Raw genomic sequence first — 13,207 nt, forward strand, 5'->3', positions numbered from 1 at the left:
CCGCCCGCAACGCGGACGCCGAGGCGTCCGCGTTGCGGCAACTAAGGCTGTTTTTTCGCAGGATCGGGCGGTATCGGCCGGTTGGCCGCGTCATCGGGCGTGCCCGGACGACGATAGGCCGGAACGACGTTCGTGTTCGGGTCGTAGCGGACCGTTTCGTAGGCCCGGTCTTTCGGCGGCACGTCGGTCACGTTGAGACGGCCGCTCGCGTCGCGCCACTTGTAGAGCGTCGGCGCGGTCGTCTGCATGTTCGGCGAGACCGGGGCCGCATGACGCAGCGCGGTCGGCAAGGTTTCGGGTGCGAAATACCACCAGGCCGCCGCGGCGGCCGCGAGCAGGGCGAGCGACCATCCGATCACGCGCCCCATTGCCGGACTACTGCTGCGCCTTCGGGCAGAGCGAGTCGACCGTCGCCCGCGCGATGTTCAGTTCGGCCGAGCGTTCCTCAGGGGTCATGTCGACGGTCTTGCCGTCGCGCTGGACCTGCAGCTGCAGCGAGCTCGCCAGCAGTTCGACGCGCTTCTGCGCGTTCGCGCAGCGTGCGGCCGAGCTGTTGTCGGGCTGGGCGGGCTTGTTCGCCGCATTCGGATCGGCGGCGGCGGGTGCCGCGGCGGCTTCGGTCTGCGTGATCGCCGCGCTCTGGTTGACGATCCTGACGTTGTCGAATTCGGTTCCCTTCGGCGGCGGCGCATCCGAGAAATGGACGATGCCGTTGGCGTCCTTCCACTTATATACTTTGTCTGCGGAATGGCCGGCAGTCGCGGCAACTGCTGCGAGCAGGCCGAAGGCGACTTGGATGGCTTTCATAGGGTGCTCCGTGGTCGCGCGGCGAGGCCGCGCGGGTCGATCGTGCCGTATTGGATAGCACTGTTACCCACACGATACAAGCGCTTGCGCCGCGGTACTGTGCGGCGCTACAGAAAATTTCCGCAAATCGTTGGCGGCGCTGCCAATCGACGGCGTACGACGCGGCGCAGCATTCCGCGGCGCCAGGACTTGGCGGCAGCGCGGCGATCCCGCAAGCTTTCGCAATCCCGAATGAGACCTGGGCATGGAATCCAGCGAAAGTCCGCGCCGCAAGCCGCCGCACCGCGGCATCTATCTGCTTCCGAATCTGCTGACGACCGGCGCGATGTTCGCCGGGTTCTACGCCATCGTCGTCGCGCTGGCCGGCCGGCCCGAGGATGCGGCGATGGCCGTGTTCGTCGCGGGCCTCCTCGACGGTCTCGACGGCCGCGTCGCGCGCCTCACGAATACCCAGAGCGAGTTCGGCGTGCAGTACGACTCGCTGTCGGACATGGTCAGCTTCGGCGTGGCGCCGGCACTCGTGCTGTATGCGTGGAGCCTGTCGACGCTGCAGCAGCTCGGCCCGTTCTGGGGCAAGGTCGGCTTCGCCGCGGCGTTCATCTATGCCGCCTGCGCCGCGCTGCGCCTTGCGCGCTTCAACACGCAGGTCGGCGTCGTCGACAAACGCTATTTCCAGGGACTGGCCAGCCCTGCCGCCGCGGGACTCGTGATGTCCTTCGTCTGGATGATGAGCGCGAACGGTTTTGCGGGCTCCGACGAACTCGTGCAGCGCGTCGCGCCGGGCCTCGCAATCGCGGCCGGGCTGCTCATGGTCAGCCGCGTGCGCTATTTCAGCTTCAAGGCCTGGCCGCTGTCGGACCGCGTACCCTTCGTCGTGATTCCGACGGTCGTGCTGATTTTCGTCGCGCTCTACATCGATCCGCCGCTCGTGCTGTTCTCGATCGCGGCGCTCTATGTCGCGTCGGGCCCGTTGTTCACGCTGCTGGGCCTGCGCCGCCGGCGCGGTCAGCGCGAGCAGCCGCCGCGTCCGGAACCGCCGCCGCCGTGAGCGCGACGACGGCCGGCCTGCTCGTTCGCGCCGCTACCGGCGACGACGCCCGTGCGTTCGCGCTGCTGGCGGAACTGTCCGAGGCGCTGGCCGTGTCGCTCGATCTGCGGCGCACGCTGCCGTTCGCGCTGCAGCGCATCGCCGACTACATGGAAGCCGAAGCAGCGTCGCTGTTCCTGCTCGACGAAGAAACCGCCGAGCTCGAATGCAAGCTCTGCATCGGGCCGATCGACCTGCGCGGCCTGCGCCTGCGCCGCGACCAAGGCATCGTCGGGCACTCGCTGACCGACAAGGCCGTCATCATCGTCGCCGACGCGAGCAGCGATCCGCGCGTCTACAAGCGCGTCGACGAGCAGACCGGCTTCGTCACGCGCAGCCTCGTCTGCGTGCCGCTGACGACCGCGAAAGGCACGATCGGCGTGCTGGAACTCATCAACAAGCGCAGCGGCGAACCGTTCGACGCGACCGATGCGGGCATCCTGCGCCTGCTCGCGGCGCCGACCGCGATGGCGATCAGCAACGCGCGGCTCGCCAACGACCTCGTCGAACAGCAGCGGCTCAAGCGCGAATTCGATCTCGCGCGCCGGCTGCAGAAACTGCTGCTGCCCAAGCGCCGGCGCGCCGGCTTTCCGCTGCTCGCGGTGAACCTGCCGGCGCACGAGATTTCCGGCGACTTCTACGACTATTTCGACCTGCCGGACGGGCGCATCGGCTTCGTCGTCGGCGACGTCGCCGGCAAGGGGCTCGACGCGGCGCTGCTGATGACGCGCGCGGCGAGCCTGCTGCGCTGGGCCGGCAAGGACGGCCTCGCTCCGGGCGAATGGCTGCGCCGCGCGAACGAGGAGCTCTGCCAGACCACGCACGGCGGCCGGTTCGTCTGCGCCGTGGTCGGCTATTACACGCGCGCGACCGGCGATGTGGTGATGGCCGGCGCGGGGTTTCCGCCGGCGCTGTTCTATCAGGCCGGCACATTCGCCGAGTACCGCTCGGACGGACCGCCGCTCGGCATCGTCGTCGGCCAGGACTTCCACGAGACGCGGCTGCGGCTCGGCGACGGCGCGCTGTATTTCTTTTCCGACGGCGTGACCGACGTGCGCAAGGGCGAGGGCCGGCTCGGCCAGGACGGCGTGCGTGCGCTGATCGAGCATTACGCCGATGCGTCGCCCGAGGTGCGGCTGCGCGCGATGATTTCCGAACTGCGCCAGCTGCGGCTCGTCGACGACACGACGCTGCTGCTGCTCGAGGAAACGCGCGCACGCGCCGCCGTGCTGCTGCTGAGGCAGGCGTTTCCGGCCGAGGCCGAGCGCCTGCGCGCGATGCGCGCCGACCTGCGCCTGGCGCTCGACCGGGCCGGCGTGCCCGCCGATCTGCGCGACCGGCTCGTACTCGCCGTCGACGAGGCCTGCTGCAATATCATCCGTCACGCGTATGCGGGCGGCAGCGGCGACATCGTGCTATCCCTGCATCGTGACGGGGACGTGCTGGAATTCGAGTTGCGCGACGATGCGCCGGGTGTCGACCCGGAGCGCGTCACGCCGCGCGATCTCGCCGAATGCCGGGCCGGAGGGCTCGGCGTCAATTTCATCGACGCGCTGATGGATGGCTGGCGGCTGCAGCCGCGCGCTGGCGGCGTCGGCAACGTGTTGCGGATGTGGAAGCGCTGCCCGGCGGCGGAGGAAACGGCATGAACGACATCGTGACCGAGCGGCACGGCAGTCTGACGCTCATCAAGCTCGCGGGCGAGGTCGACCTGTCCTGGTCGGGCCGCGTGCGCGACGCGATTCTCGCGGCGCTCGACACCGATTCGGTCGGTGTCGATCTCGGCGAGGTCAGCTACATCGATTCCTCGGGCATCGCGGCGCTCGTCGAGGGCCTGCAGACCGCGCGCGACAGCGGCCGGCGCTTCGTGCTCGTCGCGACGAGCAAGCCGGTGTTCGCCGTGCTCGAACTCGCGCGGCTCGACCGCGTGTTCACGCTCGTGCCGGATCTCGCCGGCGTCGCGGAGGCGGGTTGAGCGCCACGCCGGGCCAGCCTCTGGCGGCGCTCGGACGCGCGACCGTGCAGTCGGTCGCGGGCTTCGGCTATGCGGGCATGCTGCTCGCGGAAAGTCTCTGGTTCACGTTCTGGGGCTGGCGCCGCGGGCAGCCCGTGCGGCTTTCCGCGATCGTCGCGGAGATGCGGCGCGTCGGCGCCGACGCGCTGCCGATCGTCTGCCTGCTGTCTTTCACGATCGGCATCATGCTCGGCATCCAGTTCATTGCCGCGCTGAAGGAATTCGGCGCGCAGTCGCAGGTCATCGTCGCCGTGGCCAAGTCCGTCACGCGCGAATTCGGCGCACTGATCACGGCGATCCTCGTCGCCGGGCGCTCGGGCTCGGCGCTCGCCGCGCGGATCGGTTCGATGACGGTGTCGCAGGAAGTCGACGCGCTCGCCGTCATCGGCATCGAGCCGGTGCGCTACCTCGTCGCGCCCGCGCTGATCGCGATGCTGATCATGCTGCCGGTGCTGACCATCTTCGCCGACGCCGTCGCGATCCTCGGCGCCGCGCTGTACAGCGCGCCGGCGCTCAACGTGACGCCGCAGGCCTACGTGATGCAGACGCTGTCGCTGCTCTCGCCGGGAGACCTGTGGCAGGGCATCGGCAAGAGCGCGGTGTTCGCCGTGCTCATCACTCTGATCGGCTGCAGCACGGGCTTCAGCGTGACCGGTGGCGCCGAAGGCGTCGGCCGCGCGACGACGCGCGCCGTCGTGCTGTCGATCTGCTACATCATCATCGCCGACATGATCTTTTCGTACTTCCTCAACCGATGAACGACGCCGGCTCGCCATTGATCGAGGTGCAGGGGCTCGAAGCGTGGTACGGCAAGCGCCGCATCCTGCACGACATCGATTTTCGCGTCGATGCCGGCGAGATCCGCGTGATCATGGGCGGTTCGGGCTCGGGCAAGAGCACGCTGCTGCGGCATCTGCTCGGCCTGCATCAGCCCACGCGCGGCTGCATTCGCGTATTCGGCGTCGACATCGCCAGGGCCGGGCCTCGCGAGCTGCAGAAGGTGCGCCGGCGCCTCGGCGTGTCGTTCCAGGGCGGTGCGCTGCTGACCTCGCTGACGGTCGGCGAAAACGTCGCGCTGCCGCTGCGCGAACATCATGCGGACCTCAGCGAAAACCAGATCCGCATCATGAGCCGCATGAAGCTCGAAGTCGTCAATCTCGGCGGCTTCCACGATCTGATGCCGAGCCAGCTGTCCGGCGGCATGGTCAAGCGTGCCGCGCTGGCCCGCGCGATCGTGATGGATCCACAGCTGCTGTTCTTCGACGAACCTTCCGCCGGACTCGATCCGGTCGTCTCGGCCGAGCTCGACGAACTGATCCTGCGGTTGCGCGATGCGCTGCGCATGACCATCGTCGTCGTCACGCACGAACTCGAGAGCGCGTTCAAGATCGCCGATACGATTACCGTGCTCGACGAAGGGCGTGTGCTGATGACCGACACGGTCGACGCGGTGCGCCGCTCCGACAACGAACGCATCCAGGATCTGCTGAACCGACGGCCGCGCGAAGTCGTCGTCGATGCGGACGCCTATCTGCGCCGACTCACCGAGGAAGAAGCATGAAACGGATTGCCGCGTGAAACGCGACCACGTCAATTACACCCTGGTCGGCGGCGTCGTGCTCGTGGCCCTCGCGCTGCTGCTGTTTACGCTGTACCTGATCACCGGCAAGCGCGGCGGCGAGGCGGACTATCACACCTACTATCGCAACGTGACCGGGTTGCGGCCCGGCGCGCCGGTGTTCTACCAGGGCTACCGCATCGGCCAGGTCGACGGCGTCGTGCCCGAGCGCGGCGACGACGGCACGCGCTATCGCATCGCGCTGAGCCTGCGCGCCGACTGGCCGATCCCCGAGGACTCGGTTGCGCGGCTGCAGTCGAGCGGGCTGCTCGCCGACGTCACGGTCGCGATCCGCGAAGGCATGAAGAAGACGCCGCTGCCGGTCGGTGCGAAGATCAAGGGCGAGGAGAGCACCGACATCTTCGGCGCGATGAACGAACTCGCGGCCGAAGTCACGACGTTGACGCGCGACCAGATCACGCCGCTCGTGCGCAACCTGTCGCAGCGCGTGGATTCCATCACCGGCTCGCTCGACAAGAGCACGCCCGAAGTGCTGAACCAGGCGCGCGAACTGCTCGTGCGGCTGACCGAAGCCTCCGATTCGGTGAACGACCTGCTCAAGCCCGCCAACCGCGAGGCGGTCAGCGCGATCCTCGGCGACGTGCGCGCGCTGAGCCGCGACCTCGAGGCGAGCAGGATCAATCTCGACAGCGCACTCAAGGATATCGCCGCAATGACGCGAGACAACAAGCCCGGCGTCGATGCGGCCGTCACCGACCTGCGCGCCGTGCTCGCGACCTTGTCGGGCCGCATCGACACGATCGTGCACCACCTCGACAGTGCGAGCCGCAACGTGGATGAATTCAGCCGCGAGATCCGCAAGAATCCGAATCGTTTGCTGCTGGCACCGAAGAACGATGCGCCGGAGGAGTCCGAACGATGAACGCGGCGAAGGCCGTGCTGATGGCGCTGCTGCTGGGTCTCGGCGGTTGCGAGTCGGTGCCCGTACCCGAAGTGACCTGGTACCGGTTGCCCGATCCGGTGCTGCCGCCCGCGCACACGGCACGGTTCGCCGTGCCGCTCGACGTCGCGATCTTCAGCGCCGACGGCATCTACGCCGACCAGTCGCTGATCTACGCGCTCGACAAGGATGGACATGCGCTGCGCACGTATCACTATCGCCAGTGGAGCGATCCGCTCGCGCGCATGCTGCAGCGGCGGCTGATCCGTGTGCTGCGCGGCATCGACGCCGCACCGCAGGTCAGTGACCGCCTGCCGGCGAGCGCGAACGCGGTGCGTGTCAGTGCGGTGATCCAGCGCTTCGAGCGCGTCGAGGATGCCGGCGTGTGGCATGTCGACGTGGCGCTGCAGATGCGCGTCGAACAGGCGGGCACGCTGCTCGCCGAGGAGGTCTATGCCTCGCGTATCGCCGCGGCCGACGCGGAGATTCCCGCGACGATCGTCGCCTACGGCCAGGCGCTGGATCAGATTTATGCCGCGTTCGTCGCGCGGCTCGCGAGCCTCGGCGCGAAGGTGGCCGCATGAGCGCGCTCGCACTGTCGCCGCACCGGCTGCGCCAGCTCGACGCGATGGGCGTCGTCGCGTACCGGCTGCGTTCGCGCGGTACGCCGGCACCTCCGGCGGCGGCCCTGCCGGAAGGCGATGCGGTTGCGGCGGGCGACGCGAGCGGCGTGCGCATCGCCGTGATCTGCGAATCCGCGGCGGGGGCGAGTGCGAAGCTGCTGGCGGCCGCGCTCGGCGTCCCGGAAAACGCGCTGCACTGGCAGGCGCCGCGCGACGGCCGGCTGCCCGACCTCGATCAGAATGCCGCCGCGTTCCTCGTGCTCGGCCAGCCGCTCGCGCGCGTGCTCGGTGCGCAGCTGCCGACGGCGGCGCAGCAGGCGGCGACGATCATCGTCACGGCGGCGCCGGAAGAATGGCGCGGCAACGCGCTCGCGAAGCGGCTGCTGTGGCAGGCGCTGCGGCCGCTGCGCCGGCATCTGCGGGGGCAGTCGTGGTAGCGATGCTGAAATCCGGCATGCCGGACATGCGTCCGCTGCGTCTGGAAGAAGTGCCCGACGTCGCGGCACTCGAAGCGCGCGCCTACGAATTTCCGTGGAGCGAGGGCATCTTCCGCGACTGCCTGCGCGCCGGCTACAACTGCTGGGTGCTCGTGCGCGACGGCATCATCATCGGCTATGGGATTCTGTCGGTTGCCGCTGGCGAGGCGCACGTACTCAATGTCTGCGTGTCGCCCGACGCACAAGGCGAAGGCCACGGCCGCCGGCTGATGCGCCGGCTCATGGATCTGGCGCGCTGGCACAGCGCCGAACGGATCTTCCTCGAAGTGCGGCCGAGCAATCCGCGCGCGATCCAGCTCTACCACTCGCTGGGTTTCAACGAGATCGGCCGGCGTCCGAACTATTACCCGGCCGCGCGCGGACGCGAGGATGCGATCGTGATGGCGCTGGAACTGCTCGCGCCGGACGTCGGCTGACGCCGCTCAGCGCGGCGGCGAAACCGGCTCGCGCACGACGACGAATTCGCCTTCGATGACGCCGGCCGGTGCCGGGCGATCGGCCTGCGCGCGCGGCGACGGGTCCGCGCCGGTCGCGTCCGGCCGCTTGGCGAACTGGCGCGCCGCCCAGACGGCTGCGCCGATCGCGGCGAGGCCGAGCACGAGGAAGAAGCCGAACACGAGCGTGACGCCGATGACGAGGAGGCCCAGCAGCGTCGACAACGCCCGCAGCAGCGGGTGGCGCGTACGCGGCAGACGGAACAGGACAGCGGCCATGGGCACCTCGACTCCGTGTGGCATGATGCGAAAGCCCAGTGTGGGGTTTTCCGGTAGCAACTCAAGTGCTTGAAGTCAGTGCCGATGCCGGCAAGGCGCTGTGCCGCCTCGACGAGATTCCCGACGGCGGCGCGCGCGCCGTCGACATCGACAGCAGTACCGGCGGATTCAGCCTGATCCTGCTGCGCCGCGGCGACCAGGTTTTCGCGTATCACAACGAATGCCCGCACGCGGGACGGCGGCTCGACTGGGCGCCCGGCAAGTTCCTGATCAAGGACGGCACCGTCATCTGCGCCGCTCACGGCGCGACCTTCGACATCCCGACCGGCGCCGTGCTCGGCGGTCCGTGCCGGAACGGCCTCGCGCCGGTGCCGTTGCGGGTTGCGGGCGGCGTGGTGGTGTTGCCGTAGGGCGCAATAACCAAAGGGGATTGCGCCATTCGCGCGATTCCGAGAGGTCTTCGCCTCACGGCTCGCGTTTTTTTCGCCGTGCCAGATGACGGCGCAATGCGCTTCGCTTGTTGCGCCCTGCCGGTTCCGGGTCACCGCAAGAACAGCCAGTTCACCGACACGAGCAAGGTGATCAGCAGCAGCACCGTCAGCGGCAGGCCGACGCGCCAGAAGTCGCGGCGGCGGTAGCCGCCCGGACCGCCAACGATCGTCAACACGGGATTCGCGTTCGCGATGACGAAGGTGTTCGACGTCGATATCGCGACGATCAGCGCATAGACGGCCGGGTTGCCGCTCGAGGCCAGCGCGATGTTGATGGCCATCGGCACCATCATCACGGTCGCACCGACGTTGGAGATCACCTGCGCGAAGAACAGCGCGAGCACCGCGATCACGGCCTGCAGCGCCCATTGCGGCCAGGCGCCGAGGTAGATCAGCACTTCCTGAGCGACCCAGGCTGCCGCGCCGGTCGTGTCCATGGCCCAGCCCAGCGGAATCAGACAGGCCAGCGTGAAGATCGTCTTCCAGTTGATCGACGCATAGGCCTCGTCCATCGTCAGCACGCCGGCGAGCAGCATCCCGACGGCGCCGGTCAGCATCGCGACCGACAGCTTCATGCTCGTGAACAGGCCGAGCAGCATGGCGAGGCCGAAGAACGTCAACGCGTGCCAGAGCTTGGCCGGACGCGCCTCTTCTTTCGGAATATCGGTCACGACGACGAAGTCGCGGTCTTCCGCCGCATGCGCGAGATCGCGCCACGAACTGTGCATGACGAGCGTGTCGCCGGCGCGCAGCGCAACTTTGCGCACGTCTTCGCGGAACACCTGCTCGCCGCGGTAGATCGCGAGCACGCTGATGCCGTGATGCTTGCGCATGCGCAGATCGCCCAGCACGCGCTTGACATAGCGCGAGGTCGGCGGGATCACGGCTTCGGAAATGCCGGCGCGACCCGGGTTGAACATGTCGCCGAACTGGCGCAGACGCGCCTGCACGCGCAGCAGCTGGTTCTGCGCGAAATCGTTGACGCGGTCGCGATGGCCGAGCACGCCGAGCACGGTGCCGACCCAGATCATCTGGTCCGCCGGCGGGGCGAGGCGCGACTCGTTGCCGTTCTTCATCGCAAGGATCAGCGGCGCGCCGCGCATCTGCTCGACTTCGCCGACGCTCATGCCCACGAGCGGACTTTCGGCTGTCACGGTCAGCTCCATGACTTCGCCGTCGATGCCGTAGGTCTCAGCGAAATAGGTTTCCGTGCGGCCCGGCGTGACCTTCTGCTTGGACTCCTCGTCGGGCAGCAGCTTGCGCGTGAAGAAGAAAAAGTAGACGAGGCCGACCAGCAGCAGCGGCAGCCCGATCGGCGCGATCGCGAACAGGCTGAACGGTGCGATCGTGTCTGCGCCCGGCGGCAGGTTGCGATTCGCGCTGACGATGAGGTCGTTGAGCAGGATCAGCGGCGAGTTCGAGATCATCGTCACGTTGGTGCCGGCGAGGATCATGCAGCCCATCGGCAGCAGCAGGCGCTTCAGCGGAACGCCGGTGCGCGCCGACACGCGCGAGGCGACCGGCAGCAGCAGCGCCGCGAGCGCCTGGCTCTGCATGATCGACGTCAGTGCGCCGGCCATCACGTTGATCGCGACCGACAGGCGCGATTCCACGCCGTTGGAGACGCGCAGGATCAGGCTCGCGGCCTTGGTCAGCACGCCGGTGCGATCGAGCCCGGCTCCCATGATCATCACCGCGATCAGGGAGATCACCGCATTGCCGGCGAAGCCGTCGAACAGCTGCTCGACCGGCAGCAGGCCGGTCACGCCAATGCAGACGATGACGAGCAGGGCGACCACGTCGGCCCGGATCCACTCCAGCACCAGCATGAGCACGGTGAAGGCGACCAGCCCGAACACGAGCATCATGTCGGTGGTCAGGGTCAGTCCGTAGTCCATGTCGCCGGTTCGACGTCCTTTGCGGTCAGACGCGCTGGTAGACGAGATCCCAGACGCCGTGCCCCAGCCTGAGGCCGCGCTGCTCGAAATGCGTGTGCGTGCGCCAGTGCGGCCGTTCCGAATAATTCCCCGCTCCGGCGCAGTTGCGCCAGGATGCATCGGCATCGGTGACGACGAGCATCTGTTCGGCATAGTCCGCCCAGTCGGTCGCCATATGCAAGAGACCGCCCGTGCGCACGCGAGAAGCGAGCAGTGCAAGCAGCGGCGTCTGCACGAGCCGGCGCTTGTTGTGCTTCTTCTTGTGCCAGGGATCGGGGAAGTAGATGCGCACCTGGTCGAGGCTTGCGGGCGCCAGTTCGTGCTGCAGCACCTCGACGGCGTCGTGGTGATAGACGCGCACGTTGTCCGCGGCGGCCGCGGCGAGCGCGTTCAGCACGCGGCCGACGCCGGGTCTATGCACTTCGATGCCGACGAAGTTGCGCCCGGGTTCCTGCTGCGCGCCCCAGACGAGCTGCTCGCCGTTACCGAAGCCGATCTCGAGCGACACGGGGCCATCGTTGCCGAACACGGCGGCGAGGTCGCGCGGCTCGCCGGCGTAGTCGAGGCCGAACCGCGACCAGTGCGCCTCGAACGCGCGCTGCTGCGCGTCGGTGATGCGGCCCTGGCGCAGGACGAAGCTGCGGATCCGGCGCTGCGGCCGCCCTGCGCCGTCGCGATCGTGCTCGCCTTCGCGCATCAGGCTATGGTTCCGTCGATCGGGCTCGACGCCGAGGCGAAGCGCTTGCGCGGAATGCGGCCGGCCAGGAACGCCTCGCGGCCCGCCTCGATCGCCTTGCGCATCGCGCTGGCCATGAGCACCGGATTCTTCGCGCCGGCAATCGCGGTGTTCATCAGCACGCCGTCGCAGCCGAGTTCCATCGCCACCGCCGCATCCGAGGCCGTGCCGACGCCGGCGTCGACGAGGATGGGAACTTTTGCGTTTTCTACAATTTCGAGCAAGTTCCAGCGGTTCTGGATGCCGAGTCCCGAGCCGATCGGGGCGGCCAGCGGCATCACCGCGACACAGCCGATTTCCTCGAGTCGCTTGGCGAGGATCGGGTCGTCCGAGGTGTAGACCATGACCTCGAAGCCCTCGGCGACGAGGGTCTCCGCGGCCTTGAGCGTCTGCACGACATCGGGAAACAGCGTGCGCTGGTCGCCGAGCACTTCGAGCTTGACGAGCGTGTGGCCATCGAGCAGTTCGCGCGCGAGGCGGCACGTGCGAACGGCGTCCTCGGCGGTATAGCAGCCGGCCGTGTTCGGCAGGATCGTGTAGCGTGACGGCGGCAGCACATCGAGCAGGTTCGGTTGCGCCGGATCCTGGCCGATGTTGCTGCGGCGGATCGCGACCGTGACGATTTCCGCGCCGGCGGCTTCGGTCGCGAGCCGGGTCTCTTCCAGATCCTTGAACTTGCCCGTGCCCGTCAGGAGGCGGGAACGATACGTCTTGCCGGCGATCACGAAGGAATCCGAAGGCGTCGCAGTCATGGGAGCGCAGGTCAGCGGGGAAGGGCGGGATGGTAGCAAGCGCAGCCCGACCGCAGGGAAATGACGAGGGCTCAGACGCGGTCGGCGAAGTTCCTCCGGCCGCTGTCCGGCGGCCTCAGCCGCCGCCCATCGCATGAACGATCTCGACCCGGTCGTCCGGTTTCAGTGCGGTCGTCGCATGCGCGCTGCGCGGGACGATGTCGCGATTGATTTCGACGGCGACGCGCCGGCCCGCATAGCCGTTGTCGGCCAGCAGATCGGCGAGCGTTGCGCCGTCGGCGCATTCGTAAGGAGTGCCGTTGAGCAGGATATTCATCGGTCGATTGTCGCGTATCGCATTGCGCGCCGAGAAGGCGGCGACGAAAAAAGGGGCGGACCGAAGTCCGCCCCTTTCAATTCGCTCAGCCCCCGCGATCACTCGCGGCGACGGCGTTCGTTGTCGCCACCGCCGTCCTCGTCGCGACCTCGCTTGCCACCGCCGTCGCCGTCGTCCCGACGGCGTTCCTGCGGCGGGGCCTGCTGCGGCGGGGGTGGCGGCGCACGCTGTACCGGCTGCTCGCGCGGCATTTCCTGGCGTGGCGCCGGCTGTTCGCGGCGCTCGAAGCGTGGCTGTTCCTGTCGTTCGACACGCGGCTGCTCCTGCCGTTCGATGCGCGGCTGTTCCTGACGCTCGACGCGAGGTTGTTCCTGACGCTCGAAACGTGGCTGCTCGCGGGCCTCCGGCGCGGGTTCGCGGCGCATACGCACGGGAGCGTCCTCGCGCTGGACCGGACGCGCTTCCTGACGCTGCACCGGCGCTTCCTGGCGCTGGAACTGCGGCTGCTCGTCGCGGCGCCGGCGCGCCGGCGCGTCGTCGCGCGGCGCGGGGCGGGCGTCTTCCCGTTGCACCTGCGGCTCGTCGCGACGCATGCGGGTCGGAGCCTCGTTGCGCTGTGCCGGCGTTTCCGGACGCTCGATGCGTTCGGCACCGCGGCCGCGGCCCTGCGCATCGTCGCGCGGCGCCGGCTCGCCGCGATCGGCCGGGCGTACAC

18 protein-coding genes are annotated in these 13,207 nt (G+C 68.5%); 10 read left to right on the forward strand and 8 right to left on the reverse strand.

Translation table 11 applies throughout. From position 1 onward, the window contains the following. Positions 1 to 41: 41 nt before the first annotated feature. Both VLF18_RS12125 and VLF18_RS12130 read right to left on the reverse strand, forming a co-directional pair. Positions 42 to 368, reverse strand: a complete 327-nt coding sequence (locus VLF18_RS12125; RefSeq protein ID WP_325279884.1) for a DUF4124 domain-containing protein — start codon at positions 366 to 368, stop codon at positions 42 to 44. A 7-nt stretch (positions 369 to 375) separates the two neighbouring features. Then, complete coding sequence (locus tag VLF18_RS12130; protein WP_325279885.1) at positions 376 to 807, reverse strand: DUF4124 domain-containing protein; 432 nt, start codon at positions 805 to 807, stop codon at positions 376 to 378. A 244-nt stretch (positions 808 to 1,051) separates the two neighbouring features. On the opposite strand from VLF18_RS12130, the gene pssA reads away from it, so the two are divergent. Genes pssA through rimI form a run of 9 tightly spaced genes read left to right on the forward strand, consistent with a single transcriptional unit; the run spans position 1,052 to position 7,963 of the window. Further along, complete coding sequence (gene pssA, locus VLF18_RS12135; protein ID WP_325279886.1) at positions 1,052 to 1,855, forward strand: CDP-diacylglycerol--serine O-phosphatidyltransferase; 804 nt, start codon at positions 1,052 to 1,054, stop codon at positions 1,853 to 1,855. Continuing rightward, a complete protein-coding gene (locus tag VLF18_RS12140; RefSeq protein ID WP_325279887.1) occupies positions 1,852 to 3,543 on the forward strand; it encodes an ATP-binding SpoIIE family protein phosphatase in 1,692 nt (563 codons plus the stop codon). The genes pssA and VLF18_RS12140 overlap by 4 nt, the downstream gene beginning before the upstream one ends. Next, positions 3,540 to 3,869 (forward strand): STAS domain-containing protein, encoded by a 330-nt coding sequence (locus VLF18_RS12145; RefSeq protein WP_325279888.1) that lies wholly within the window; start codon positions 3,540 to 3,542, stop codon positions 3,867 to 3,869. Before VLF18_RS12140 ends, VLF18_RS12145 begins: the two co-directional genes overlap by 4 nt. Further along, a complete protein-coding gene (locus VLF18_RS12150) occupies positions 3,866 to 4,666 on the forward strand; it encodes an ABC transporter permease (RefSeq protein WP_325279889.1) in 801 nt (266 codons plus the stop codon). Before VLF18_RS12145 ends, VLF18_RS12150 begins: the two co-directional genes overlap by 4 nt. Beyond that, positions 4,663 to 5,469, forward strand: coding sequence for an ABC transporter ATP-binding protein (locus VLF18_RS12155; protein ID WP_325279890.1), 807 nt, complete (start codon positions 4,663 to 4,665; stop codon positions 5,467 to 5,469). Before VLF18_RS12150 ends, VLF18_RS12155 begins: the two co-directional genes overlap by 4 nt. 13 nt (positions 5,470 to 5,482) lie before the next feature. Beyond that, positions 5,483 to 6,409 (forward strand): MlaD family protein, encoded by a 927-nt coding sequence (locus VLF18_RS12160; protein ID WP_325279891.1) that lies wholly within the window; start codon positions 5,483 to 5,485, stop codon positions 6,407 to 6,409. After that, positions 6,406 to 7,011, forward strand: coding sequence for an ABC-type transport auxiliary lipoprotein family protein (locus VLF18_RS12165; protein WP_325279892.1), 606 nt, complete (start codon positions 6,406 to 6,408; stop codon positions 7,009 to 7,011). Before VLF18_RS12160 ends, VLF18_RS12165 begins: the two co-directional genes overlap by 4 nt. Next, positions 7,008 to 7,487: a hypothetical protein gene (locus tag VLF18_RS12170; protein ID WP_325279893.1), complete on the forward strand. Its 480-nt coding sequence runs from the start codon at positions 7,008 to 7,010 to the stop codon at positions 7,485 to 7,487. Before VLF18_RS12165 ends, VLF18_RS12170 begins: the two co-directional genes overlap by 4 nt. A 17-nt stretch (positions 7,488 to 7,504) precedes the next feature. Further along, complete coding sequence (gene rimI / locus VLF18_RS12175; protein ID WP_325279894.1) at positions 7,505 to 7,963, forward strand: ribosomal protein S18-alanine N-acetyltransferase; 459 nt, start codon at positions 7,505 to 7,507, stop codon at positions 7,961 to 7,963. Between the two features lie 6 nt (positions 7,964 to 7,969). On the opposite strand, the gene VLF18_RS12180 is transcribed toward rimI, so the two are convergent. After that, positions 7,970 to 8,260 (reverse strand): hypothetical protein, encoded by a 291-nt coding sequence (locus tag VLF18_RS12180; protein WP_325279895.1) that lies wholly within the window; start codon positions 8,258 to 8,260, stop codon positions 7,970 to 7,972. Positions 8,261 to 8,325: 65 nt separating this feature from the next. Here VLF18_RS12180 and VLF18_RS12185 point away from each other — a divergent pair, with 65 nt between their 5' ends. Then, a complete protein-coding gene (locus VLF18_RS12185) occupies positions 8,326 to 8,670 on the forward strand; it encodes a Rieske (2Fe-2S) protein (protein WP_325279896.1) in 345 nt (114 codons plus the stop codon). A 131-nt stretch (positions 8,671 to 8,801) separates the two neighbouring features. Here the strand turns inward: VLF18_RS12185 and VLF18_RS12190 are convergent, their stop codons facing one another. From VLF18_RS12190 to VLF18_RS12210, 5 genes are all read right to left on the reverse strand, one after another. Further along, positions 8,802 to 10,649 (reverse strand): SLC13 family permease, encoded by a 1,848-nt coding sequence (locus VLF18_RS12190; protein WP_325279897.1) that lies wholly within the window; start codon positions 10,647 to 10,649, stop codon positions 8,802 to 8,804. A gap of 25 nt (positions 10,650 to 10,674) precedes the next feature. Further along, the gene (gene trmB / locus VLF18_RS12195) at positions 10,675 to 11,385 is read right to left on the reverse strand and encodes a tRNA (guanosine(46)-N7)-methyltransferase TrmB (RefSeq protein WP_325279898.1); all 711 of its coding nucleotides are present in this window, start codon (positions 11,383 to 11,385) and stop codon (positions 10,675 to 10,677) included. After that, complete coding sequence (locus VLF18_RS12200) at positions 11,385 to 12,176, reverse strand: thiazole synthase (RefSeq protein WP_325279899.1); 792 nt, start codon at positions 12,174 to 12,176, stop codon at positions 11,385 to 11,387. Before VLF18_RS12200 ends, trmB begins: the two co-directional genes overlap by 1 nt. Before the next feature lie 115 nt (positions 12,177 to 12,291). Continuing rightward, entirely contained in the window at positions 12,292 to 12,492 is a 201-nt protein-coding gene (gene thiS / locus VLF18_RS12205) for a sulfur carrier protein ThiS (protein WP_325279900.1), read from the reverse strand. 98 nt (positions 12,493 to 12,590) lie between these two features. After that, the coding region (locus VLF18_RS12210; RefSeq protein WP_325279901.1) for a hypothetical protein at positions 12,591 to 13,207 on the reverse strand (617 nt) is incomplete at its 5' end.

The organism is Tahibacter sp. (genome assembly GCF_035481375.1).
In the GTDB taxonomy this organism is placed as follows: Bacteria; Pseudomonadota; Gammaproteobacteria; order Xanthomonadales; family Rhodanobacteraceae; genus Tahibacter.